Consider the following 23845-nt stretch of genomic DNA (forward strand, 5'->3'; position numbering starts at 1 on the left):
GGTATCGAGATCTTCAATTCAAGACATTTAATCAATTCATGACATTCAAAATTATTAAGACATACATCCAATATAAATATTATTAATTTTCAGATGATTGAACCCGCTAACAAAGAAGTTTTTGATAAAAATTGGAAGGATTTCACGGCTTTCCAAAGAACCTGAAGCTCCAAAGGAAACTCTTAATGAACTTTTTAAGTTCTCCAGATTCCTTATCTTTCTTCTCCCTTTTCCTGCTCTTGTCTGCAAGGCTGTGGATCTCTTTCCAGTCATCCATTTTTAGGGGCCTTCTGGTTTTTTTGATTTAGGGTTTTATTTACTTATACTATCTTGTTTATATTATGATTTTATTTTAAATGATCTTTTGATAATTTTAATGGATTTAACGAGTTCGTAAACCTTGAATCGATTTATCCCATAGGATCTCGTCTACTTCAACCTTCCATGCACCTGTATCAAACCACATTACTAGAAGTTCTTCTCCACGGTCCATTGAATCTATTTCCTCTTTTTGGGAGTTGATTTCATCTGCAGTTCCTATAACAACTTCAAACCCCTTTTTATGTCGTAATTTTGAAGTTCTTTTAAATTCAACCAGATTATCCAGATCCCTTTTGATCCCGGGAGCATTGGAATGTCCATTAACGAGGGCACGCTGAAATCCTATGACTGCAATATCGTTGTCACTGGAATCAAAGATATGGAGAATAAAATCGGGAATCCTCTGACAATCTGGATTATTCTTGTACCTCTTATTCACTTCAGCCTGTAAAGCCAGGTCCTTTATGGAATTTTCATGATAAAACTTACGATACTGATGATAAAATTCATATGCAAATTGTTTTTCCTGAAAGTAGAGAGGGTTAAGATACTCCTGCCCATATATCCTCTGAGAGATCTTTATATAATTCTTATCGATGTTTTCTAGAGCTTTTTTTATTTTATGAGTTAAGATATCGTAGCTTTCCATAACATCACACCTCAACTTAAGTAGAGTGATTCCTGTTGATTGGTCTATTATACCCAGAGCCATATATAATGTTGAGCAATTGATTCTTTTGAAAAAACATAAAAGGTTGTGAGGGATTTGTTGAAGAGTGTGAATAAGCCACGTTCTACTGAAGAAAAAATTATTTCTAAGAACAAATTTTAAAAAATAATTAATAAAAGATCTTTTTTAAAAATAAAACTTTAAAATAGAATTTATCGAAAATTACGTATTTTTGAATCTTAAAATAAAAAAATATTAAAAAGCTATAAATTATTTAAGCTAAAAGAGGGCTTGTTAAAGAAAAAGTTTATAAAAGTTTAAATCTTCCTAAACAACCCCTATTCCTCCTCATCCCCAAACGTAAACACACAAGTAGGAGAATTCAACCCAACCCCTGAATCATGCCTCACGCGTCCAGGCAGTCCTGTCCATTTGAAGCTCAGCTCGGTTATGGCCTTGCACATCAAACAGAAGGTTTTATTATCGCCCTTGTGGGTGCCCCAGAAGCATCTGTTCACCAAGAGGGAATCATCCTTGGTATCCACTTTGTAGCCCAAGTTTTTGAAGAACTGGTGGAGCCATTTCAGGTAATCTTCAAGGAGTTCCTCATCACTGCGCATGGAGTTTTCAGCTAGCAGTTCCTTCCTGAACCTTGGATGGACGTTGCTCTGGAAGAACCTTGCAAATTCCTTTAAAAATCCTGCTGTATCCTCTATTCGCATGCTTGAGGTCATTGCCTTTGATGATATGAGCATGAACTGGTTCAGACCTTTGAGGCGTTCCTCTGATTCTTCCACCCGGGATTTGACCTTCCTATTGTAGAGGGCTATCTCCATGTTGAAGGCAAGTTCCTTCTCATCGTAGGGCTTTATAACGTAGCCCGCAGGTTTGGTTTCCTTGGCCCTTTCAAAGGTCTTCTCATCTGCATGGGCTGTGAGGTATATGACCGGGGCATCGGTTATCTCGTAGATATGTTCTATTGCCTCCACACCGTCCATGTCCCCCTTGAGTATGATGTCTGCAAGGATGAGATCCAGCTTGTTTTCCCTGGCAATTTCAATTGCATCCTCTCCAGATCCTGCCACTCCAACAACGTGGTACCCCCACGTTTCAAGCTTCTTCTGAATCTCCAGGGCGGTTATACTCTCATCTTCAATTATCAGTACCCGTGTCTTGTCCAATTAAAACCTCTCCATTAACTAAAAAGCAACTGTCAGAGTCTTTTCAATGTGAATTACTTTTATTCATACATTTTTATTCATATACATTAACATGTAACTTTCTATTCATATCCACTATTATTAGCATATAATAAGGTATTATATATTTTTTGTGAAGATCACCTTAAGGAATGGAAATTGTTTACCAAAAGAAATATTAGTAATATCACATATATAAATGTACATATTTCTCATTTACAGATCCAGTTCCATGTACTGGGAATCCCACATGCTCAAAAAAAGCACTTGAGGAGACATGTTAACTCAAAAAGTGACATATTCAGAGTACATGAATAAAATAATATTCTCTACTGGCCACGATTTAACAAAACATATATTAATGATGCACCATAAGAACAATAAAGGAAAGGAATTGTTCAAGGAACATGGAACTTTTTTAGAATGTATGTGGATCCATAGGGTCTGAATTATTTGATTATGAAAAAAAGAGTGAGTGTGATACAATGGATTACACGTTGATATCAACGATCTATGCAATAGAACCTGTTATGTTCTGTATAACTAACTTCTCCCCAAAGAAGGTTGTTCTTTTAAGGGAAGAAGATGCCCCGAAGGACAAGCTCAAGGTTGAGGAAACACTGGCTGAAACCCTTGGAAAGTTCATAGACATAGAGACCAAAATAACCAGTCTCTACGAAGTTGTGAGAATAGCCAAGGACACGGTTGATGTTATCGAGCAGGAAGCTGCCCAGGGTAGGAAGATAGTTGTGAACATAAGTGGTGGAAGAAAACCCCAGGCTCTTGGAGCTCTTTTCGGGTGTTACGCCAGGCATAAGATGATAGAGAGAATAGTTTACGTTACAGAAGAAGATAAACAGGTGCTTGACCTTCCAATACTGAACTTTGGAATATCTGAAACCAAACTCATGGTGCTTGAGGAACTCAAGAAGGGTGATATTTCAGTTAAGAACCTTGCAATAAAAATAGGGATAAGCAGGGGAATGACCTACAATCACATAAGAGAACTCAGGGAAATGGGCTTTATAGCACCGGATAAACTTGAAATAACAACTGCAGGAGAACTTGCAGTCATATGAATTAGCTTGTTTTTGAAATTATTTTTTAGGGTTTTATTGGGGAATTCCCTAAAAGTTTCGAGGGATTTTTAATGCACATGGTGTGAACATCCTCCATGGAAAGTCCCTGTTCCAACATATTTTTTACGAATATCCTCATTCCAGTTGATGGGGATGGATTGTGTTTTTGACCAAAATCAGTTGCCATCACGCACCGTGATGATCCAACGTGCCTAACTGCTTCTGCAATTGCTGCAGGGTCAAGACAGTCATGTTCAGGCATGCATGCAACGAAACAGTGTTCAAGGTAGGCATGGCGTGACATCTCCCTCTGCTCATCCAGGGAGGCACCAACAACACCTGTCATGGGATGGTTCACAAGAACACGTTTCAACCCTGCACTCATTGCCATGTCAATGACCTGGAATATATCGTGGGGTTTTAAATGTCCAGTTGCAAGGACCATGTCCTCCTGGCAGATGGTGTTGATGATGGATTCAAGTTTCTCCCAGTCCATAAAGGTTTCAGTGTATGATACCGTTGGAAGCCAGACCATTTTACCTCCCATACGTGCTGAGGTTTTAACTGCATCTACGTTGAGTCCCCCAACACTTTTATTCAAACAGACACCACCAAGTACCCTGAATCCTGTTGCCTTTTCTGCTATTCCTGCACGGCCTGCTGTTGGTTCGAGGTGGGATTTCAGGACTATTGCTCGCATACCATTTAACTTTGCATCCTCTGCTGCCTCAATATCGTTCAAAAGCCTTGGTTTAACATCAGGGGCTGTGTGGATGTGGGTGTCTATGAATCCCTTGAGATCAAAGGATAAAAGAACATCTTCAAAGGATTCAGCACCAGTAATGCAATTCTCTGAATCTTCAAAGCTTAAACATGGCCCTGATTCTGTATTACATGTTTCTTCTAGAGTAACTCCGAATTCAAGCTTTTTTAACTTCGTCATAAAGGTTTCTTCCCTGGGAGTCCATTGTAACTATCAAGGGTCCAAATTCCTTGACTTCAAGTTCCCACATTGCCTCTGGAACCCCGAGATCCAGCCAGTTAACACTCCTTATCTTTTCAACAGATTTCACGTAGAGGGCTGCACATCCACCAACAGCGGTCATGTAAACGGATCCTGTGTCCTGGAGTGCCTCTGATGTGGCTTCATCCATACCTCCCTTTCCAACTATGGCACCAACTCCCAACCTTATGACCTGGGGTTCGTAGGGGTTCATTCTGGTGCTGGTTGTGGGTCCCACTGCAACCATCTCATAGTCGTCCCCGGATTTTCTGATTATGGGGCCTGCATGGAATATGACCTCTCCCTCAAGTTCCACAGGAGCTCCGTCCTCAACTATGCGTTTGTGTGCACTGTCACGGGCTGTGAATATTCTTCCAGAAATGTACACGGTATCTCCAACCTGGAGTTTCTTTGTTTCATCAGTTGATAGGGGTGTTTGAAGCTTAATACTCATTTTTAGTTCACCTTTTTTGTGTGTGCATGGTTTAATATGAAAACACAATAAATATCATTATAAACCATGGTGTAATAATATAGATATTCAACTTCATTACAAATAAAATCATTTGCAATTTTGGTGGGTATAGAATTCCATCACTGCAACTGATTGGATAATAAGAATTACAATGATTTTTTTAGAGGTATCGTTTTTATGTCAGCACAGGATAAGGTAGTAGGTCTCAGCAAGTACATGGTAAGTCTTCCATCAAACAATTTTTCAGTTCTATCCATGCTCTTTATAAGTTTCATTACAGGAGCTGCAGCTTCTCTGATACACCCAGCAGCAGGGGATTCCATACTCTACAGTATAATCTACGGGGGTGCTTCAGGATTTCTCATGTTCGGTTTGATGTCCATGATGGCAGGGGCAATGACCCAGCCCATGATCAACGCCCTTGAGGGCAGGCACATGAAGATGAAGCAGTCCATGTTCCTATCCCTGGTTTCAATGTTCATAGTTGCCCTTATCTACGTTGTTGGAAGTCTTATATCCTCATTCACAGTCTACAACTACACCATCGATGCATTGATATTTGGATGTGCTGTTATATTTGCAATTAGGACCATAGTGCTCTGGTCAACCTCCAATATCAGTCTTTTGAAGTCCATACCTGCAGCTGCAACCCAACCTGCCCTGATCATATCCATGGTCATAGTGCTGGTTTCCCTCACAAGCTTCACAACCAACATAGGTTACTTCAGCATAATCCCACTCCTTTTCAAGATCATCATTGCATCTTTAATACTGGTGGCTGCAATCTACTCCTTCGTGACCATCATTGAATCTCCAATGAAGAGAAACCTTGGAGTTGGTGGGCTTGAACTTCTGAGCCTGTTTCTTGCCCACACCACGGAGGGGTCAAAGGCACTTGAGGGCATCTTCGAGGATATTGGTGAGGCAATAGACACCTTAACCGGTGTTATAAGTTTCAAGGGAAAAGAGGGTATGAAGGCTGTTTTCATAACCCCTGGAGTACACCCCGGACCTGTTGGTAACATAGGTGGGGGTAACATGCCAACTGAGATTGCAGAAAGCTTCGATGTCTTCACAATGGTTTCACACGGCCCATCAACCCACGACTTCAACCCTGTTTCTGGAAGGGAGGTTAAGAAGCTTGAGGGTGTTGTTAAGGATTCCCTGAAAACTGCCAGTTACGCACCGCGTGCAAGCAAATTCATCCGGGTTCAAAGTGGTAACGCACGTATAGGCGCCCAGTACTTCAACGATACACTGCTCCTTCTTGCAACCTTTGCACCCCAGGGCTTCGATGACATAGACTTCGGTGTTGGACTGGCTGTTTCAAACCTTGCAAAGGCAGTTACAGGGGCAGAGAACGTTGTTCTGGTTGACTGTCACAACTCCTTCAAGGGAGAGGGTGGAAGGATACTCCCAGGTAACAGGGAGGTCTTCGAGTTAATGGAGGCAGTTGAAAAACTTCCAAAAATGGACAAGGATCAGCCCCTGAGGATTGGATGTGCACACAACCCCCTGGTTGAAATAAGTAAGGATGATGGTGTGGGACAGAGTGGTTTGAAGGTTATGGTGGTTGAGGTTGGAGGTGAAAGAACCGCTTACATAGTCCTGGACTCCAACAACATGAAGATAGGCTTCAGGGCAAGGATCATGGACGCCCTTGCTGATCTGGACGTCCAGAACATGGAGGTCATGACAACAGACACCCACTTCGTTAACACCCTCTCAGGCGGCCACAACCCCGTGGGTACCCACAAAGGTGATGAAATAATCGCTGCCATCGTTCAGTGTACAAAGGATGCCCTAGATGATATTGAGGATGTTGAGGTGGCCTCAGATGTGGCCAAGATTGAGGGTATCAAGACCATGGGGCCCCTGCACTCAACAGAGCTCGTTACAACCATCAGTTCCATCGTGGCTGTGAGCAGGATCTTCGCACCCCTCATGTTCATCTTCGCCTTCCTCTTTGCATTCCTGTGGATATTCTATTGGGCGCTGTGAAGGATAAAAAACTGTTTACACCTCCCCCAAAAAAAGGAAACCAATTATTTTAAAAATTAATTATTTTTTTATGTATATCTTGAAAAAAAGAAGATCAAAAGATTGAATTTTGAAGGTCTTAAAAAAACGTTGCTACCTTAAAAAAGATCTTTAAAGAGAGGTTTATCTTAAAGAAGATCTTAAAAAATGAAGTTATATTAAAAAGGATCTTTGAATTAAAAATAGCTTTATAAAATTAAGTTATCTTTAAAAATGAAGTTTTAAAAATTAAAAAAATTAAAAAAAGGTAGATTGGGTTTTACATGATTGAGAAGTTGTAGAAAACAACCCAAACCAGCATCCAGAGGAAGAAGAAGGGTACAATTCCACTCCACAGCCATCCCTTGAATCCTCCAACCTCTTCCTTCCCGAAGAGTCTCTCGGAGATGTTACCAGATATGTAAAGAATTATAAGACCTATTAAAACTGCAAGAACTTCATTTTTGCCAAGGGCACCTATTAATCCGCTTGATAATGCATATGATGCATATCCTGCAATTATTGCAGCCACTGCATGTACCGCTGTTACTTTAGCATCCACGTCCATATTTTTTACCTCATCCATTTCATTATTTAACTATTGAGCACAAATATACAATCTGATGTAAATTTAAAAAGTGTTTAAGAAGAAGTTTTAAACTCCATATGTTTTAAAGTTATGTTTTATCCCATAATAAAAAGTTGTTAAATGTTAAAAAAATTTTTTTATCCACAATTCAAGGTGTTTTTCAATGAAAACCATGTCAAACGTTGATGTTTACGCTATCTGCACCGAACTTAAAGATACATTAAAGGATGCAAGGGTTGATAAAGCTTACCAACCCACCAAAGACACTGTGCTTATCAGATTCCACATACCAGGTAAAGGTAGGACTGACGTTGTCTTCCAGGCAGGTACGAGGGTGCACACAACCCAGTACCCTCCAGAAAACCCCAAGATCCCACCATCATTTCCCATGCTGCTTCGAAAACATCTCAAGGGAGGTACAATAACCGATGTGAGGCAGCACCATTTCGACAGGATCATGGAGCTGGACATTCAGAAGGAGCACCGCTACACCCTGGTTGTGGAGCTCTTTTCCAAGGGCAACATAATACTCGTTGATGAGGAGGGAACCATCATACTCCCACTCAAACGCAAGCTGTGGCAGGACAGGAAAATATCCTCAAAGGAGATATACAAGTATCCTCCAGAAAACGAATTTAATCCATTGAAAGCTGAAAAAGAAGATATTAAAAAACTTTTCATGGATTCTGATCGTGACGTTGTGAGAACCCTTGCAGGAAGCGGACTTGGAGGTCTCTACGCTGAGGAGATAGTCCTAAGATCAGATGTTGACAAGAAGAAATCTGCTACAGATCTGGAAGAAGCTGAACTTGAAGCCATCTACAATGCATTTCAAGAGCTTTTCCAACCCCTCAAAGACCATGCATTCCATCCAAGGATAATCTCAGGTGAAAAGGAAGATGTTCTACCCCTCGAACTTAGGAAATACGAGGGTTTTGAATCCAAAACCTTTGAAACCTACAACCAGGCTGCAGATGAATTCTACAGCAGCAGGGTTGGTGAGGACATCAAGAAGGTTCATGAGGATATATGGGCCCGTGAAATTGGTAAGTATGAGAAGAGGATGAAGATCCAGCTTGAAACCCTTGAAAACTTCAAGAAAACAATTGTGGAATCCACAATAAAGGGGGATGCACTCTACGCCCACTACCATGAAGTTCAGGACATGATAAACACCATAATGGAAGCCCGTAAGAACTACTCATGGGCAGAGGTTTCCTCGACCATTAAAAAGGCCAAGAAACATGGAGCAGCAGGTCTTGAATCCATTGAAGCTGTGGACAAAATGGGGGTTATGGATTTAAACCTTGAGGGTGTCAGGGTTCAGGTGGACTCCAACATAGGCATACCTGAAAACGCTGAGAAATATTACAACAAGGGTAAAAAGGCCAAAAGGAAAATAAATGGTGTTAACATAGCCATTGAAAAAACCCAGGCAGAGATAGACAAGGCAAAAAACAAAAGGGAGATCGCCATGGAGAAGGTTCTCGTACCCCAGAAAAGGGTCAGGAAAGAACTTAAATGGTTTGAAAAACTTCGATGGTTCGTATCATCCGATGGAAACCTTGTTATTGGTGGTAGAGATGCAACAACCAATGAGATGGTTGTTAAAAAGCACCTTGAAAACAGGGATGTTTACTTCCACTCTGACATACACGGTGCTGCTTCCGTTGTTGTTAAGGGAGGTGAGGGTGAGATATCAGAGGAAACACTCATTGAGGCTGCATCCTTCTCTGCATCCTTCTCCAGTGCGTGGCAGAAGGGTTTCAGCACCCACGATGTTTACTGGGTTCACCCGGATCAGGTCTCAAAAACTCCCCAGTCAGGTGAGTTCGTTGCAAAGGGCGCCTTCATAATCAGGGGCTCCAGAAACTACATGAGAGGTGTTCCACTCCTTGTGGCAGTGGGTATCGTGGACTACGAGGGTGAAAGGGTTATGGCAGGTCCTCCAGAGGCAGTTTCAGCCTACACCGATAACTACGCGGTTATAAAACCTGGTTACACCAAGAAAGAGGAGATGGCCCGTCAGATAAGGAACAAGATCGACAACGAAGGTGTTCTATCCATTGAGGATGTTGTGCGTGTTCTTCCATCTGGTAAATGTGATTTTGTGGATAAGAGGAGTCTGAAGTGGAAGAGGTAGGGGTTTTCTGACTCTTCAGCAAAAACTTCCCTTCAATAAGATTCAAACAATTTTTTAAAGGATTAATTCTTTTTTTAGATCCATTAAGTTTAATTCCATTGAAAATCTGTTAAAATAATCAAAATTAGAATAATTAGAAACATATAAACATAAAAAATAGGATTTAATTGTTTAATGGATTGAATTATCAAGTGGGATCAACTGATTTTTAAAAAAATGTTGAAGTGATCTGTAGCACAAGTATGCAGCAGGCAACACCGTGGCGATGCCAGAAACAGGCACACCTAAAAAAAAATAATGTTCCCCTTTTCTTTTTTTATTTTTTTGTCCAAAATATGGGTTTAAAGTTAATATCTAAATCCTCAGACCATATTTATTCTAAAATCAGCTTTTGAAATTAGTTTTTAAGTTAGATTTAAAATTAATTTAAATAAAAAAATAACGAAAATAAAAAGATTTAATAATGTAAATCTTCTAAAGCTTCTCCTTATCCTTCATCTGCTTTTTAAGAAGAAAATTGATGTCTATGAGGTACTTTCCCTCCTCATCAGAGATTATTATGGAATCCTCCTTCATGAGGGATGGCAGATCCACCTCGTAGATACCATTGTCCCTGACCATTATGGTCTCAACAGAATCTCCATTTATCTCATGGATCTCTTTGACCTTACCCTTTTGCCGGTACTCAAAGTATTTACTACCGCATTCTGGGCATCCATTCATTATAAGGTCTTTGGAGTCTTCCTCGTATTCTGCACCGCATTTAATGCATCGATGCATCTGCATCACCCAGATTCGCGATCATTGAAAGGAAATTGGACCGCTTCTTAACCGTTTTCATAACATTTGCAGGACCTATTATGGTTATGCCTATGGTTTTACGCTTTGAAAGTCCGAAGAATGATTTTTCATCCTTTTCCAGGGTGTATATGTCGATTCCCATGAAGTTTTCAACATCTATCTCCCTCATGGTGGTTTCTATGAGTTCAGCTTCCTCTTCAGGGGCCAGTCCCCCTTCTATCACAACAAGATCTCCATTTTTCACTTTATCCACTATCATGGATACTTTTTCCATGCTCGTGTGGGATGTGAGTGCATCTGAGGATAGAAAATCCATTTTTAGAGCATTTATATTAACATCATCCATTTTATTGACCTCGAAGAGTTTTTATCTGAAGGTTTCCACCATTGCCTGGTAAAGGTCCCCTGTGTTCTCACCGTGGAGTGCTGAGATTGGCACAACCTTGTGCTGTGGGAATACAGAGAATATACGTTCTGGGGATGATTCTGGAAGGTCTATCTTGTTGGCAACTATCACGAAGGGTATTTTACGGGCTTCAAGGTTTCCTATGATGGTTATGTTGGCCTGGGTCAGTGGATCCTTGGTTGCATCCACAACCAGAAGAACACCTGTAACATCATCCAACCATTTTATTGCCTCTATTATTCCCTTGGTTGCTTCCTTAGCCCTTTCCTTGGCCTCTGCCTCTGAGAGTCCAAATTCCAGGAAGTTCTTGTAGTCTATCTTGGTTGCAATACCTGGTGTGTCCACTATGTCGAAGTCCAGTTCAACTCCGTCCTGTTTTATTGTGACCTGTTCCTGACGGCAGACCTTCCTTGTTTCGTGTGGAATCTCTGAAACAAGACCTATGGGCTTTCCCACCCAGTCGTTTGACATGGTATTGGCAAGTGTGGTTTTACCAGAATTTGGGTGACCGTAGAATCCTATTTTGAGTTTCCTTTCCTTTCCCATTAGTTTGTCCAGAATGTCCTGGAAGAATTTTCTTCTGAAGAATTTCCGCATACTTATCACTTTATCACTCTTGGTAGCTTTCACCGGGTTGAAGTGTTACAACCTTAACCTTTGGATTGGATGAACGGACCATGTCCGTGAATTCTAGGGGGTTTTGTTCAATTGCAGGGTAGGTGTTGTAGTGCATTGGAAGGATCACCTCTGGATTCAACCATTCTGCAGCTATTGCTGCTTCAAATGGCCCCATTGTGTATCTGTCACCTATAGGTAGCATGGCTATGTCTGGACTGTATATGTGGTTTATAACTGCCTTCATATCTGAGAAGATTCCTGTGTCCCCTGCATGGTAGATCTTCCTGCCATTTTCAAGTTCTATTATAAATCCTGCTGCACTTCCACCTGCACAGACCTCCTCTATGAAGTCCATATCTGAGGAGTGTTCTGCGTTGACCATGGTTATCTTGATGTCCTCAACCTCAACTGTTCCACCTATGTTCATTCCAAGGGTTTCAAAGCCCTGTTTGGATAGGTAGATGGATACTTCATGGTTGCAGACCACCAGTGCACCTGTTCTGTTTGCAAGTTCCATGGTATCTCCGAAGTGATCTGCATGGCCGTGTGTAACACAGATGATATCTGCCTTCAGTTCTTCAACCTCCACAAAACATGAGGGGTTGTTGCTTATGAAGGGATCCACGAGTATTTTCAGGTTGTTGTCAGTTACGATCTGGAATGCAGAGTGTCCAAGCCACCGTATCATCATTGTTTTTTCTCCAGGTTTATGTTCTTTGAAATGCTCCAGGCATCTTCAAAGAGTCTTTCGATTTCTTCTATGGATTTCTGGTCCTTGTAGACAACTCCAACCTCAAAGCTTTCATAGATAGGGTCTGTGGAGATTATGAGACCATTTGATTCATCTGAGACAACTGCAACTGTGTGCACGTGGGGCATGGTTCTTATGCTGACATCGTTGTCCAGGAGGAGTTTTATGAGTTCCACAGATGTTTCGTCATCAAGACTTGCTTCCTGGATGATCATCCTGCTTTCTGTGTCCATGAACTTCTTTAAAACAGAAACATCTATGTTCCTGACCCAGGGGTACATCATCAGTATCCTCTTTTCAGATTTGGAGATGGTTTCCTTCAGTGCATCCTGAACATCACTGGCATCGAAGGACCAGATGATGCTGGGTTCCTGGGATTCAGATTTTAACTGGTCAAGGGTGCCCTTGAAGGAATCCAGTCTCTCATCAATGAGACTTTCAAGATCCTTTGCATTCTGGATGTAATTCTGTTTCAAACGGTTGAGCCTGTTTTTAACAAATTCATCATCCTCTTCTTCCTTCTTTGATCTGTGGATCCTTGATTTGTGGGGTTTCAGGTTCTTGGCAGGTACCGATTTAACCTGTGGTTTAACTACAGATTTAGGTTTAACCTGAGGTTTTGGTGTTGGTTTAACTTTATCCATCTTAGGTACAGGTTTTATTTTACCCACTTCCGTTTTAGGTGCCTCTGAAGATTTTTTAACAGGTACTGGCCCAGGTACTTCTGTATCTTTTTTAGCATGCTTGACTGGTTTAAATGCAGGGTCACCTGTTTTTTCCATTGCTTCCTTGGTTTTAGATGCCTCTGCAGCCCGCTTCATGTAGGGCTGATTTGATGGGTCTGCCCTTTCTTCAGGTTTAGCCTTTTTAGCTGGTTTTATTGGTTTCCTCACTGCAGGTTTAGGTTTAACCTCAGGCTTGTCTGCAGCCTTGGGTTTAACATCAGGTTTAGCTTTAGCAGCAGGCTTGTCTGCAGTTATAGGTTTTACTGCAGGTTTAGGTTTCACTGGCGAAGGTTTTTTAGGGCTTTCAGTTTTGATGTTTTTGGTTATCTCTTCAAGAACTACCTTTTTGTCTTGGTCTTTAAACAGCTTTTCCGGTTTTTTTACAGGAGCTTTTCTTGGGGTTGCCTGTTTTTTGGGTTTTGAAAGATTTACTCTGCTGGCGAACATTATCACAATAAGGAATCCTAAAACAAAACAACAAAGTCCAGCAAAGAAAAATAGAAAACTTGGTGGTGTTGCAAATCCTAGGTACATTAAATAAAGTCCACCAACAGCCAACAGCCCCCCAAAAACTGTAACGAGTAAATTGATCATCTTATACCTCCAATATGATATTACCTATGCCCTTTGGATTTATAAAGGTTCCCCATTATCACGGGCATGTTCCATTATGATCTCCACTGAATCCTCAGTTCCACTGTACCTTGAGAATGTTTGGATGGTTTTTTCTGCCCTAACCTTCAAGTTTTCATCCCTCAGGAGTCTGTTAACATCGTCTGCAATTCCCTCAGGAGTCAACTCCTTCATGTCCCTTATAAGTGATATTCCATATTTTTTAACGTGTGCTGCATTTTTCAGCTGTTCTGGATGGTTGTCTATTGGAACTATGATGTTGGGAATGCCCAGTGCTGTTATCTCCATTGAGGTTGTGTGGCCTGCAAGACTTATCACAATATCTGAAAGCTTCATCCATTCCATCATATCTTCAAGGAAGGTCTTCTTAAGTATCTTATCACAGTCAGGTATGAAATCCTGGGATATCTGGGGCCCTGTTACCATGATGATCCTGTCACAGTCCATGAGATCCCATGCCCTGCAGACGATCTTCAGGAGTCCCAGTCCAAATTCACTGCCACCCACAGTCACGAGAACGATTTTATCCTCCTCATTGAAGCCGAACTTCCTTCTGAGTTCATCTTTACCTGGAATATGGGCTGGATCCTCCTTGAGAAGTGGACCCACATGAAACACCTTATCCTCTATTTTAGCCGGTATTTTAATTGACTCGGGAACATCAGGCACGATTATTGCCCTGCAGAGTCGTGAAACATCCTTTATGAATCTTTCAAGTCCGTTTTCAAGGTACTCCACTGTCTTGTCCTGGGGGTAGATGTCAGAGAAGTTGAAGGTCAGCTCGTTTGCCACCAGCACACAGGGTACTCCAAGTACCTTGGCTGTTATTGGAACTGAGTAATGGGAATCTGCCACAATTATATCAGGTTTAAAATCCTTTATAACCTTTGATTCACTGTATATGCTCTTAAGGAATATGAATGGGGTGTCTATGGATTTCTTTGCAGTGTCCTTGATATCCAGTTCTCCCTCCCCACCGTAGAACTTCAGATCCGGGAGTTTCACAGTTTCATACTTCCTGTATTCCTTGAGCATCTCATAGCCGGAGCCGTAGCTTGCAAAGAGAACTTCAACCCCCTTTTCCATGAGCTTTTCTGCAATTGCTGTGCATCTTGAGGCATGACCCATGCCTATGCCGCACGGTATGATGAGTACCTTCATGAAACTGAACCTCCCTAACTGACATCCTTGATGGTATGGTGAAACACGATACTTTGACATACAATCCTGTGATACTTTTGTAGATGTCTAAAAGAACTCTATGAATGGATATCTATATAAAAGTATAATTACTATGAGGTTTAGATTTAATCATATAAATAACAGTATAAATAATATTGTAGAAATCAGGTTGTTGTATCGTTAAGGGGTTTGGGATATGATAGTAAATAGGACCATTTTAGGGGATGAAAGTGGACAGGGCGCAGCAGAATACCTTTTGTTGTTTGGTGGAGTAATTGTTATATCGATAATGGCACTTCTGATGTACAAAGAGTATTTCAAAAAGGGAGTTCCTTTTAATGCAGGAGATGACCTTAATACTGTTCGAGCTTGTACAAAAAGTGGCTAATTTTATTTGGTAAAGGATTAAATCTTTTATTTTAGCCATTTAACATGATTTTAATCCTTTTATTCTTTGAAAAAAAGACATTTTTCATTATTTGATTAACAGGATCAATGGGATACTGTGTACTTTATGATATCCTCAAAGAGTTTATTAGAACCCTTACCTGTACTCAAACTCCAGGCAAACTTGTTCTTTAAGATCCTCTTCTGCTCTTCCTTCTGGGTGTTTATGTAGTAAAGGGTTCTGTTGAAGAGACTGTCCACATCCTCGTCAATGAGTTTTGAAAGTTCCTCATTTTTAACTAATTCCAGTTTCTTTCTAAACAACCTTTTAAGTTTGTAGGAGGATTCCTTAACCTCATCCACATCAGAGCTTTCCAGTTGTTTGATTAAGTTGTCTATTTCAACGAAGTCCTTCTTCAACTTTCCGAAGATAACTCCTTCGGGTCTTATGGATTGTATCCTCTTCACACCTTCGTAGACATCAAAATCGTAGCCGATTATGTATATCTTCTCATCCTTCAAAAGAGTCATGAGGGATTCGTTTATGGTTTTATCAGATACAGGATTGTCAGATTCCCTTCTGATCTCCGTCATAAGCTCCTTTTTGGATAGTTCCCCATCACTTAAAAGCTGGAGGATCAATTCTTTTAGATTATAATTTTTAGGCATATGAATTACACTTTATCTTTTTTATGTGATAATATGCACAACACACTATATATAAATTAAGATTGAGTGAGTGAAAAGAGAGTTATGACTCTTTATCACACATCTTCTCGAGGATATAGATTGAAATGAGTCATAACGCAGAAATATGAGGAATTCCAAAGAACAAAATATATATAGGACTACTATTATAAAAGAACATGTTAGTTATACTAAGGGAGGTAAAAAATATGAACTTTGTTAAAGACGAAGCAGGACAGGGAGCAGCAGAATACATTTTATTGTTTGGTGGAGTAATCGTTATAGCTATAGTTGCACTCCTTATATACAAACAGTACTTCCAGAAAATGAACCTTAACTCTGCTCAGGACACAGCACAAGTAAGAGCATGCGCAACAAGCGTATGAATAAAGGTCTAAACATAAAAATTTACTAAAACGTGGAAGTTCATGTTATCCGATGAAAAAGCACAAATAAGCGCCGAAATGATACTACTCATAGGCGCCATACTCGTAATCGTAATCGTAGCGGGACAATACATATTCAGCATATCAAATTCAGTTGCAGGAAACATAACAGACGTTGTGAACACTGCAAGAAACAGCGCCATCGGAAAAATGTAAAAACTTCCACAAAACTTTTTCTTTTTAAAATATTAGCATAGGAATACTTATTTTTCTTAATAAAAAAAATTTAAACTACTTTTTTATAGGATCTAAGATCAACAAAAAGAACAATTAACTATTATTAATTATTTTTAGATATATACTACACCTAAATCACGGAATAGTCTTAATAAAGCTTTGAATGTTTCTATTACCCTTTAATCTTAAAAAAAATATATATGAGATTAAAATATAAAGACTATTGTCAATTTTCAGGGAGGTAAAAAATATGAACTTTGTTAAAGACGAAGCAGGACAGGGAGCAGCAGAATATATTTTATTGTTTGGTGGAGTAATCGTTATAGCTATAATTGCACTCCTTATATACAAACAGTACTTCAGTAACATGAACCTTAACTCTGCTCAGGACACACAACAAGTAAGAGCATGCGCAACAAGCGGATGAATAAAGGCCTAAACATAAAAATTTACTAAAACGTGGAAGTTCATGTTATCCGATGAAAAAGCACAAATAAGCGCCGAAATGATACTACTCATAGGCGCCATACTCGTAATCGTAATCGTAGCGGGACAATACATATTCAGCATATCAAATTCAGTTGCAGGAAACATAACAGACGTTGTGAACACTGCAAGAAACAGCGCCATCGGAAAAATGTAAAAACTTCCACAAAACTTTTTCTTTTTAAAATATTTTTTATATATTCTATTTCTAAAAAAAACTCATTTTATCATTTAATGAAAAAAAAAGATTTAATTTGAGAATTTGTTGTTTTTTAACTGGATTTAGGTGCCCACACCGAAACATCATCATTCTCATAGATAGACTTGAAATAAGTGGAATTACTCCTTTCAACCACCAGCTTTGTGAAAACTGAATTTTCAAATTTTTTGTCCATAACTGCGTACTTCTTAATGTCCATCTGAAGTAAAACACACATGTTACTATTTTTGTTTAAGTAATGTTTATCAATCATTCCATTCTTTATGGTGATCACACAGTACGGTGTTTGATTATTCCAAGTCACAGCACCAGTTTTAGGGTCCAGGGTTAAATTACCATCACTTGTAAAATAATTTCGTGATGCATTCAAGTTTCCATGTGAATACGTGTAATTTCCAATCTGCATCTTACTGAAATCCCATGTTCCAAACTTGAAGTACCATGATCCCTTTAGATCAACGTTCACAACAACGAAGTGTCTTGGGTTGTTGGGATGTGTGTAATTCAAAACATCTTCTGCAGATTCATCACTCAGGTTGTATTCATCCATCAGTACATTCTTTGCAGAGTTTTTATCAAGCCCTAAGATGTTATTAAGAATTTCAGCACTCTCTGTAGTGTTCTTGGTGTACTTGTCCAGTGTTATATAACCCATGTCACCACTTGTTGCAATCATTCTAAAGATACCGTATGATAAACTTTCATTGGTTGTTGAAAAAGCCCGGGATATCCAGTATTCTCTTGAAGTACTTGGAGATTTGCTTCCATATGGATATGCGCGGTCAAACTGCCTTGAAGGCAATGTTTCAACGTAAGCAGTTCTCCCATCAAAAACAACAGGACGATCCGCTACTCCAGAAAATAAATGCCCATAACTCCAATCTGTAATTATAACTGTATCGTTAGGAGTGTTACTGTTTATCCAGGTTGCTGCATTCCAAATATCATCATTTGCAAGGGGTTGTAATATTTTCATGGTTTCACAGGTGTTGAAAACTGCAGGTAGGGTAAGAAGCAGCACTATGCACAGGGAAATTAGGGTTATATACGTTTTATTTCTTTGTAATAAGTTGAAACGTTCACTTTTTTTAAGTAAGGACAGATAGTCAACTGCCAGACCCACCATTATCCCTGAGCTTATAACGAGTGGGGGTATGAGGAGTATTATAAATCTTGCACCCTTTGTAAGTGAAAAAAATCCCACAACTGTCCATGATACTAATAACAAATAAAAGAACCATGTCATTCTACTTAAAAATTGTTCTTTAAGTTTTTTATCCAGTAGAACCCTTGGTATCCAGAAAAATCCGAAGATACCAACAAGGAATGAAATACCCACTCCCGTCACTACTTCAGAGAATGATGGAATTCCAAGTTCTGATACTGACATGTATATATCTGGCCATGGGGCCCATGGGCCCTGAGCACTTGATAAACCAATAAGCTCAATGGGACCCATGAAGAACTTAATAACATTTAAAAATCCGGTTACTAAACCAACCATTAGAAGGGTTAGAATTGAAAAAATACCGAATATGGTAATAAAGTCCTTAACAGGTTCCCCTTTCAATCTTCTCCAAACTGTGTAAACTACTGAGAATACTATCAGTATATAAAATTGGTACTGCCATCCATTCCATGCCATTGAAAAGATCAACATGGAAAACGCTGCAAGAACTGAGTACAACATCCTCAGCCTTCTATCTTCACTTTGAACTGCTTCAATAAAAAGCCACGTTACAAGAAGGGGGAAGAAAACGTTGAACATGTCTGTGTCAAACCATGCAGGTACTGTTCTTATGAAATAAAATGGTGCTGCAACCGTTAGTATTCCTGCAGCAAATGCACCGTAGTTGTTTGTGAACCTGCGTGTGAATAGATATGCAACCACCCCTGCAAGTGGGGCGAAGAATGCAGGCAACCAGAAACAGACTGATAAAAGAGGTACAGCTGTAAACAGGTTTATGAATTTGTAGATGAATGCAGTGAGGTAAACTAGGAATGGAGGGTAATCCATTGGAACGCCTGATGGAGCATAGGAATGAAAATCCCATTCAGTACCATTTACTTTTGTGTCTCCTAAATAACCATGGTTGAGGTAGTTCTTTGTCAACCTGTAGTTGTAGTAGGAGTCCATATCGTACATGTAGGGAAGATCGTTTTGATCTTGATAGTAGGCCTTCTCATTTGATGGAATACCAGTTAAATGAACTGATTCTACCCTGAGGGTGAAACCTAAGGCAAAGATTATGAATAAAGAGAAAAAAATTATTAGTAGCTCCTTTTTTGACATACGTATCCTCTGAGTTATTTAATTGAATATCTGCATGTTTTTATTTGTATTGCCATACAGTAACTGCACCTTTTCTATAGATAGGTTTAAATATTGTTTCGTTACTGTTTTCAACCCATAATTTCATGAACATGGAATTTTCAAGAGTTTTGTCAATAACAACAGTCCTATTTCTATTCCATAATACTGCAATAGAAAATTCACTGCTTTTATCTATTTTTTGTTTTTTTAGGGTGCCATTCTCAACTGAGATTAGTGAATATGGATGTTTTCCATTCCATTTTACGTCCCCTGTTTTAAGGTTCATAGCAACTCCGTTATCTGAATTTAAAGTGTTTCCTTTTATAAGAAAGTTGCCTGTTGAGTAGATGCAGTTACCTTCTTTAGCTTCATTGAAGTTCCAGTTTCCAAATTTAAATATGGCAACTCCTCTATTCAAATCTGTTAACGAGGTTACAATTACAAAAGGTCGTGGATGAATTGGATGGGTGTATTGAAGTATATCATCGGCCTGTTTTTCATTTAAACTGTAATTGTTTATGAGTATCGATCTTGCTGTTTCTTCATTAACTCCAAGTATGCTGTTTAATATTTCAACACTCTGGGTTGTATTTTTTGTGTATTTATCCAAGGTTATATAAGCCATATCTCCGCTTGTAGTTATCATCCGGAATATGCCAACAGAAAGTGTTTGATTATCTGTTGCAAAGGCATGATCTATCCAGCATTCCCGTGAGGTACTTGGAGATTCACTTCCAAATTTATAAGAACTGTCAAATTGCCTTAAGGGCAGAGTTTCAATGTAGGCTGTTCTCCCATCAAAGGAAACAGGACGATCAGCAATAGCTGTGAAAACATGTCCATAACCCCAGTTTGAAATAATGATCGTGTCATTAGATGTATTGTTATTGATCCAAACTGCAGAATCCCACATATCATCATTAGGAACCGGAGTCAATACATCAAAATTATTAAAGACAAGAACTACTGAAGTGATGGATACCACAAACAGGATCAACAATGCTAAAACATGGAACAAGTAGGTTTTATCCTTAAAAATAGGGAATCTTTCACTTTTTTTAAGGATTTTCGAATATTCAACGATTATTCCAACAAGAATTCCTGAACTTAATACCATTGGAGGTATCAAAAGCATTATGAATCTGTAACCTTGTTGAAGGGCTATTGCACCCATTAAAGTCCAAAAGAGCAATAATAAATAGATAAAATTGGACATCTTACTTAGATACTGTTTTTTAAACTTTTTATTCATTAAAATTCTCAACATCCATAAAAAACCTAGAATAGACATGAAAAAGGTCATTCCCACTTGAGAAACCACCTCATAAAAGGAAGGTTTTCCAAGTTCTGAAACGGAGACGTAAACATTAGGCCACGGTGCCCAGAGTCCCTGCCCACTCTTCATCCCAATTAGAGTTACTGGACTTTCAAAAAGGTTTATTAAATCTAAAAATCCTGCAAAAACTCCCACCAACAAGGTTGTAACTGCAAAAAATGTTAAAAGAACATAAAAACAATTTTTAACATTCATACCCCTTATTTTTCCCCATAAAATGTAAAGAGATGTGAATAACACGAGTATGTAGAATTGGTACTGCCAACCGTTCCATGCGAGTGCAAACAGAAACATTGCAAATGCAGCTGAAATTGCAAGTACGATCTGATTCTTGATTTTTTTAAGGGTTACTGCTTCAACGAAGAGCCATGTGACAAGAATTGGGAAAAACACATTGAACATGTCGGTGTCGAACCATCCAGGGACAGTTCTGAAGAAGTATAATGGAGCTGTGACTGCTAGAATACCTGCGGCTGCTGCCCCATAATTGTTGGTGTACTTTTTAACGAATAGATAAGCCACTACCCCTGCAAGTGGACCCATGAAGGCTGGCAGCCAAAAACAGACAACCAAAAGGGGAACAGATGCAAAAAGATTTATGAATTTATAAATTAATGCTGCAAGATAAACTATGAGGGGAGGGTAATCCATTGGAACCCCTGATGGGGCGTAGGAATGAAAATCCCATTCAGTACCATTCACTTTAACATCCCCCATGTACCCATGTTCCAGGTAGTTCTTGGTCAGCCTGTAGTTGTAGTAGGAATCTGGTTCGTACATGTAGGGAAGGCCATTTTGATCCTGGTAGTATGCCTTTTCATCAGAGGAAATTCCATAAAGGTGAGTTGATTCCACCCTCAAAATAAATCCAACTAGGAATATTATGGAAATTATTGTAATTGTAATTGCTAATTTCTTTTTGGACATTGTGCTCCCCTAATAATCAGTATTTAGATTCCCAGACTATTACATTGTTATTTTCATAAACAGCTTTAAAATATTTGGTATCCTGCTTTTCCACAACCAGTCTTGAGAACAATGAATTTTCGTACTGCCTGTCCAAAACAACGGATCTATTGGTATCTCTGTTAATAATCACACAGAAATCACTGTTTTTATCAAGATAATCATTTTTAAGGGTACCCTTAGAAACCACTGTAACTGAGTAGGGTACATGGTTGTTCCAGGTTAAATTACCAGTTTGCAGGTCCATTGTGATTCCATCATCTGTAGTTAAAATATTACCAGTTTCATGGATGGTTCCGTAGGAGTAGGTACAGTTACCACTTAACTTATTGAAGTCCCAAGAACCAAAATAAAAGGTCCAGTAACCTTTGTTTATCATGGAATTATCAGTTACAATTACAAATGGACGTGGGTTGTTGGGATGAGTATATCTTAAAACATTATCTGCTTGATCAGGTTTTAGGCCATAATTTTCAATGAGCAGGTTTTTTGCAGTATTTTTATCAACACCCAATATGTTATTTAATATTTCAATGGTTTTTGTAGTGTTTTGGGTGTAATTATCCAAATTTAAGTAGCCTGCATCACCAGTTGTGGTGATCATCCTTAAAATACCCAGTGCCAAGGTTTCATTGTCGGTTGTGTAGGCTTTGTCTATCCAGTACTCCCTCGATGTGCTTGGAGATTTATCTCCAAATGTAAATGCAACATCATAATCTCGAACGGGCATGGTTTCAACGTAAGCTAATCTTCCATCGATGGATGTTGGACGGTCCGATATAGCCGTGAAGAAGTGGCCGTACATCCAGCTGGCTACAACCACAGTATCGTTTTGTGTGTTGTTGTGGATCCAGACTCCTGCATTCCACATATCATCATTCATACGGGGAGTTAAGCTGGAAAGATTATCATTTATTACCACAACCGAAGGTAAAGTTATTAAGATCAATATAAAAATCATTGCAAAACGTTTAAAATTTTTTTTGCTGTGAATCTCTAGAAAATCTGCACAAAAACCAATGCAAAGTCCAGTAATTATTGTTAAAGGTGGAATAACCATTAATAAGAATCTAATACCTTTTATAAGTGTTAAAAATCCGGTTACAGTCCACAAAACAAGGAGTGAGAACACAGCCCAGTTCAACTGATTCAGGTAATTTTCATGGAGTTTTTTACTTCTTAAAACCATTGAAATGACCAGAATTCCAATAATGCCCAGAATAAATACTGCAGGGCCAACTCCTGAGACTAAATCGACTGCTGAAGGAGGTTGAAGCTCAGATATCAATACATAAACATCAGGCCATGGTGCCCATAGCCCATTGGTACTGAAAATACTTAGAAGTTCCTTAGGACCTAAAATAAAATTTAAAACATTGAAAAATCCTGTGAAAATGTATATTAACACTGCTGAAATTGGGAAAAATGTTAAGGCAACCAACAAAAAATTTTTAACGTTTTTTCCCCTAACCTTGCGGAACAATCCGTAAAAAATACTGAATAAAACAAGGACGTAAAATAGGTATTGCCAGCCGTTCCATGCCATTGCAAAAAGGACCATGAAAAATGCTGATAATGATGCAAAAATGCCCTTCATTTTAATGTCTTTACTCTTCAGGGCTTCCACAAAAAACCAGACGATTAGGAGTGGAAATATTAAGTTGAACATGTCCGTGTCAAACCAGCCAGGAACAGTCCTCATAAAATAAAAAGGTGCTATTACAGTTAGTACTCCTGCAGCAACAGCACCGTATTCATTTGTAAACCTCCTGACAAACAAATAAGCAACCACACCACCAATAGGTGCGATAAATGCCGGCAGCCAGAAGCAAATTACCATCAAAGGCACATCTGCAAACAGATTAAAAAATTTGTATATGAATGCAGTTAAGTAAACTATGAGTGGAGGATAATCCATTGGAACTCCAGATGGAGCATAGGAATGAAAATCCCATTCAGTACCATTTACTTTAGTATCTCCCAAATAGCCATGGTTTAGGTAGTTTTTAGTTAGTCTGTAGTTGTAGTAGGAGTCCATGTCGTACATGTAGGGAAGGCCATTTTGATCTTGATAGTAAACCTTTTCATCAGTTGGAATCCCAGATAAGTTGGTTGATTCCAGTCTAAGACTAAATCCAAGCGAGAATATGATCAAGATAATTACAAAGATCAGAACAGTTTGCCTTTTAAACATTTAACCACTATTAAGGAT

General features: G+C 39.2%; 24 protein-coding genes. 8 read left to right on the forward strand and 16 right to left on the reverse strand.

Features of this window, described 5'->3' with window-relative positions:
* Window positions 1-142: 142 nt before the first annotated feature.
* The 3 genes from MCBB_RS12365 to MCBB_RS07035 form a co-directional block, all read right to left on the reverse strand.
* Window positions 143-277, reverse strand: a complete 135-nt coding sequence (locus MCBB_RS12365; protein ID WP_269454985.1) for a hypothetical protein — start codon at window positions 275-277, stop codon at window positions 143-145.
* A gap of 105 nt (window positions 278-382) precedes the next feature.
* A complete protein-coding gene (locus MCBB_RS07030; RefSeq protein ID WP_071907097.1) occupies window positions 383-970 on the reverse strand; it encodes a hypothetical protein in 588 nt (195 codons plus the stop codon).
* A 359-nt stretch (window positions 971-1329) separates the two neighbouring features.
* The gene (locus MCBB_RS07035; protein WP_071907098.1) at window positions 1330-2172 is read right to left on the reverse strand and encodes a methanogen output domain 1-containing protein; all 843 of its coding nucleotides are present in this window, start codon (window positions 2170-2172) and stop codon (window positions 1330-1332) included.
* A gap of 503 nt (window positions 2173-2675) precedes the next feature.
* Between MCBB_RS07035 and csa3 the strand changes: the two genes are divergently transcribed.
* On the forward strand, window positions 2676-3269 hold the full coding sequence (gene csa3 / locus MCBB_RS07040) for a CRISPR-associated CARF protein Csa3 (RefSeq protein WP_071907099.1): 594 nt from the start codon (window positions 2676-2678) through the stop codon (window positions 3267-3269).
* 25 nt (window positions 3270-3294) lie between these two features.
* Here the strand turns inward: csa3 and MCBB_RS07045 are convergent, their stop codons facing one another.
* Window positions 3295-4212, reverse strand: a complete 918-nt coding sequence (locus MCBB_RS07045; RefSeq protein WP_231916327.1) for a DUF6282 family protein — start codon at window positions 4210-4212, stop codon at window positions 3295-3297.
* A complete protein-coding gene (locus tag MCBB_RS07050; RefSeq protein WP_071907100.1) occupies window positions 4190-4726 on the reverse strand; it encodes a FumA C-terminus/TtdB family hydratase beta subunit in 537 nt (178 codons plus the stop codon). The genes MCBB_RS07045 and MCBB_RS07050 overlap by 23 nt, the downstream gene beginning before the upstream one ends.
* Before the next feature lie 198 nt (window positions 4727-4924).
* Between MCBB_RS07050 and MCBB_RS07055 the strand changes: the two genes are divergently transcribed.
* Window positions 4925-6748: a DUF2070 family protein gene (locus MCBB_RS07055; protein WP_071907101.1), complete on the forward strand. Its 1824-nt coding sequence runs from the start codon at window positions 4925-4927 to the stop codon at window positions 6746-6748.
* A gap of 298 nt (window positions 6749-7046) precedes the next feature.
* Here the strand turns inward: MCBB_RS07055 and MCBB_RS07060 are convergent, their stop codons facing one another.
* On the reverse strand, window positions 7047-7352 hold the full coding sequence (locus tag MCBB_RS07060) for an EMC6-like membrane protein (RefSeq protein WP_331709789.1): 306 nt from the start codon (window positions 7350-7352) through the stop codon (window positions 7047-7049).
* A gap of 166 nt (window positions 7353-7518) precedes the next feature.
* Between MCBB_RS07060 and rqcH the strand changes: the two genes are divergently transcribed.
* Window positions 7519-9498 carry a ribosome rescue protein RqcH gene (rqcH, locus tag MCBB_RS07065; protein WP_071907103.1) on the forward strand — a complete coding sequence of 660 codons (1980 nt, stop codon included), beginning with the start codon at window positions 7519-7521 and terminating at the stop codon, window positions 9496-9498.
* A gap of 474 nt (window positions 9499-9972) precedes the next feature.
* Here rqcH and MCBB_RS07070 read toward each other — a convergent pair whose 3' ends face one another.
* The 6 genes from MCBB_RS07070 to MCBB_RS07095 are packed head-to-tail and all read right to left on the reverse strand — an operon-like array spanning window position 9973 to window position 14593.
* Window positions 9973-10278 (reverse strand): Zn-ribbon domain-containing protein, encoded by a 306-nt coding sequence (locus MCBB_RS07070; protein WP_071907104.1) that lies wholly within the window; start codon window positions 10276-10278, stop codon window positions 9973-9975.
* A complete protein-coding gene (locus MCBB_RS07075) occupies window positions 10262-10645 on the reverse strand; it encodes a DUF2073 domain-containing protein (protein ID WP_071907105.1) in 384 nt (127 codons plus the stop codon). The genes MCBB_RS07070 and MCBB_RS07075 overlap by 17 nt, the downstream gene beginning before the upstream one ends.
* 21 nt (window positions 10646-10666) lie before the next feature.
* Window positions 10667-11302: an Era-like GTP-binding protein gene (locus tag MCBB_RS07080; RefSeq protein ID WP_071907106.1), complete on the reverse strand. Its 636-nt coding sequence runs from the start codon at window positions 11300-11302 to the stop codon at window positions 10667-10669.
* A 13-nt stretch (window positions 11303-11315) separates the two neighbouring features.
* On the reverse strand, window positions 11316-12014 hold the full coding sequence (locus MCBB_RS07085; RefSeq protein WP_071907107.1) for a metal-dependent hydrolase: 699 nt from the start codon (window positions 12012-12014) through the stop codon (window positions 11316-11318).
* Entirely contained in the window at window positions 12011-13393 is a 1383-nt protein-coding gene (locus MCBB_RS07090; protein WP_071907108.1) for a hypothetical protein, read from the reverse strand. Before MCBB_RS07090 ends, MCBB_RS07085 begins: the two co-directional genes overlap by 4 nt.
* A 39-nt stretch (window positions 13394-13432) precedes the next feature.
* Window positions 13433-14593, reverse strand: a complete 1161-nt coding sequence (locus MCBB_RS07095; protein WP_071907109.1) for a UDP-N-acetylglucosamine--N-acetylmuramyl-(pentapeptide) pyrophosphoryl-undecaprenol N-acetylglucosamine transferase — start codon at window positions 14591-14593, stop codon at window positions 13433-13435.
* A 217-nt stretch (window positions 14594-14810) separates the two neighbouring features.
* Here MCBB_RS07095 and MCBB_RS07100 point away from each other — a divergent pair, with 217 nt between their 5' ends.
* Window positions 14811-15002, forward strand: coding sequence for a class III signal peptide-containing protein (locus tag MCBB_RS07100; protein WP_071907110.1), 192 nt, complete (start codon window positions 14811-14813; stop codon window positions 15000-15002).
* 104 nt (window positions 15003-15106) lie between these two features.
* On the opposite strand, the gene MCBB_RS07105 is transcribed toward MCBB_RS07100, so the two are convergent.
* Entirely contained in the window at window positions 15107-15670 is a 564-nt protein-coding gene (locus MCBB_RS07105) for a hypothetical protein (RefSeq protein ID WP_071907111.1), read from the reverse strand.
* A 227-nt stretch (window positions 15671-15897) separates the two neighbouring features.
* Between MCBB_RS07105 and MCBB_RS07110 the strand changes: the two genes are divergently transcribed.
* The 4 genes from MCBB_RS07110 (at window position 15898) to MCBB_RS07125 (ending at window position 16954) form a co-directional block, all read left to right on the forward strand.
* Window positions 15898-16074 (forward strand): Flp family type IVb pilin, encoded by a 177-nt coding sequence (locus MCBB_RS07110; protein ID WP_071907112.1) that lies wholly within the window; start codon window positions 15898-15900, stop codon window positions 16072-16074.
* 42 nt (window positions 16075-16116) lie between these two features.
* The gene (locus tag MCBB_RS07115; protein ID WP_071907113.1) at window positions 16117-16290 is read left to right on the forward strand and encodes a class III signal peptide-containing protein; all 174 of its coding nucleotides are present in this window, start codon (window positions 16117-16119) and stop codon (window positions 16288-16290) included.
* 271 nt (window positions 16291-16561) lie between these two features.
* Entirely contained in the window at window positions 16562-16738 is a 177-nt protein-coding gene (locus tag MCBB_RS07120) for a class III signal peptide-containing protein (RefSeq protein ID WP_071907114.1), read from the forward strand.
* A 42-nt stretch (window positions 16739-16780) separates the two neighbouring features.
* A complete protein-coding gene (locus tag MCBB_RS07125; protein WP_071907113.1) occupies window positions 16781-16954 on the forward strand; it encodes a class III signal peptide-containing protein in 174 nt (57 codons plus the stop codon).
* A gap of 115 nt (window positions 16955-17069) precedes the next feature.
* Here MCBB_RS07125 and MCBB_RS07130 read toward each other — a convergent pair whose 3' ends face one another.
* The 3 genes from MCBB_RS07130 to MCBB_RS07140 are packed head-to-tail and all read right to left on the reverse strand — an operon-like array spanning window position 17070 to window position 23827.
* A complete protein-coding gene (locus MCBB_RS07130) occupies window positions 17070-19310 on the reverse strand; it encodes an STT3 domain-containing protein (protein ID WP_071907115.1) in 2241 nt (746 codons plus the stop codon).
* A gap of 40 nt (window positions 19311-19350) precedes the next feature.
* Entirely contained in the window at window positions 19351-21594 is a 2244-nt protein-coding gene (locus MCBB_RS07135; RefSeq protein WP_071907116.1) for an STT3 domain-containing protein, read from the reverse strand.
* 16 nt (window positions 21595-21610) lie between these two features.
* Window positions 21611-23827, reverse strand: a complete 2217-nt coding sequence (locus tag MCBB_RS07140) for an STT3 domain-containing protein (RefSeq protein WP_071907117.1) — start codon at window positions 23825-23827, stop codon at window positions 21611-21613.
* Window positions 23828-23845 lie beyond the last annotated feature (18 nt).

Origin of the sequence: Methanobacterium congolense (genome assembly GCF_900095295.1) — an archaeon.
Classification (GTDB): domain Archaea; phylum Methanobacteriota; class Methanobacteria; order Methanobacteriales; family Methanobacteriaceae; genus Methanobacterium_C; species Methanobacterium_C congolense.

Excerpts from the sequence above, each read along its gene's own strand:
- MCBB_RS12365 (WP_269454985.1), bottom strand. The coding sequence starts at position 277 with ATGGATGACTGGAAAGAGATCCACAGCCTTGCAGACAAGAGCAGGAAA.
- MCBB_RS07030 (WP_071907097.1), bottom strand. The coding sequence starts at position 970 with ATGGAAAGCTACGATATCTTAACTCATAAAATAAAAAAAGCTCTAGAA.
- csa3 (WP_071907099.1), top strand. The coding sequence starts at position 2,676 with ATGGATTACACGTTGATATCAACGATCTATGCAATAGAACCTGTTATG.
- MCBB_RS07045 (WP_231916327.1), bottom strand. The coding sequence starts at position 4,212 with ATGACGAAGTTAAAAAAGCTTGAATTCGGAGTTACTCTAGAAGAAACA.
- MCBB_RS07050 (WP_071907100.1), bottom strand. The coding sequence starts at position 4,726 with ATGAGTATTAAGCTTCAAACACCCCTATCAACTGATGAAACAAAGAAA.
- MCBB_RS07055 (WP_071907101.1), top strand. The coding sequence starts at position 4,925 with ATGTCAGCACAGGATAAGGTAGTAGGTCTCAGCAAGTACATGGTAAGT.
- MCBB_RS07060 (WP_331709789.1), bottom strand. The coding sequence starts at position 7,352 with ATGGATGAGGTAAAAAATATGGACGTGGATGCTAAAGTAACAGCGGTA.
- rqcH (WP_071907103.1), top strand. The coding sequence starts at position 7,519 with ATGAAAACCATGTCAAACGTTGATGTTTACGCTATCTGCACCGAACTT.
- MCBB_RS07070 (WP_071907104.1), bottom strand. The coding sequence starts at position 10,278 with ATGCATCGATGCATTAAATGCGGTGCAGAATACGAGGAAGACTCCAAA.
- MCBB_RS07075 (WP_071907105.1), bottom strand. The coding sequence starts at position 10,645 with ATGGATGATGTTAATATAAATGCTCTAAAAATGGATTTTCTATCCTCA.
- MCBB_RS07080 (WP_071907106.1), bottom strand. The coding sequence starts at position 11,302 with ATGCGGAAATTCTTCAGAAGAAAATTCTTCCAGGACATTCTGGACAAA.
- MCBB_RS07085 (WP_071907107.1), bottom strand. The coding sequence starts at position 12,014 with ATGATGATACGGTGGCTTGGACACTCTGCATTCCAGATCGTAACTGAC.
- MCBB_RS07090 (WP_071907108.1), bottom strand. The coding sequence starts at position 13,393 with ATGATCAATTTACTCGTTACAGTTTTTGGGGGGCTGTTGGCTGTTGGT.
- MCBB_RS07095 (WP_071907109.1), bottom strand. The coding sequence starts at position 14,593 with ATGAAGGTACTCATCATACCGTGCGGCATAGGCATGGGTCATGCCTCA.
- MCBB_RS07100 (WP_071907110.1), top strand. The coding sequence starts at position 14,811 with ATGATAGTAAATAGGACCATTTTAGGGGATGAAAGTGGACAGGGCGCA.
- MCBB_RS07105 (WP_071907111.1), bottom strand. The coding sequence starts at position 15,670 with ATGCCTAAAAATTATAATCTAAAAGAATTGATCCTCCAGCTTTTAAGT.
- MCBB_RS07110 (WP_071907112.1), top strand. The coding sequence starts at position 15,898 with ATGAACTTTGTTAAAGACGAAGCAGGACAGGGAGCAGCAGAATACATT.
- MCBB_RS07115 (WP_071907113.1), top strand. The coding sequence starts at position 16,117 with ATGTTATCCGATGAAAAAGCACAAATAAGCGCCGAAATGATACTACTC.
- MCBB_RS07120 (WP_071907114.1), top strand. The coding sequence starts at position 16,562 with ATGAACTTTGTTAAAGACGAAGCAGGACAGGGAGCAGCAGAATATATT.
- MCBB_RS07125 (WP_071907113.1), top strand. The coding sequence starts at position 16,781 with ATGTTATCCGATGAAAAAGCACAAATAAGCGCCGAAATGATACTACTC.
- MCBB_RS07130 (WP_071907115.1), bottom strand. The coding sequence starts at position 19,310 with ATGTCAAAAAAGGAGCTACTAATAATTTTTTTCTCTTTATTCATAATC.
- MCBB_RS07135 (WP_071907116.1), bottom strand. The coding sequence starts at position 21,594 with ATGTCCAAAAAGAAATTAGCAATTACAATTACAATAATTTCCATAATA.
- MCBB_RS07140 (WP_071907117.1), bottom strand. The coding sequence starts at position 23,827 with ATGTTTAAAAGGCAAACTGTTCTGATCTTTGTAATTATCTTGATCATA.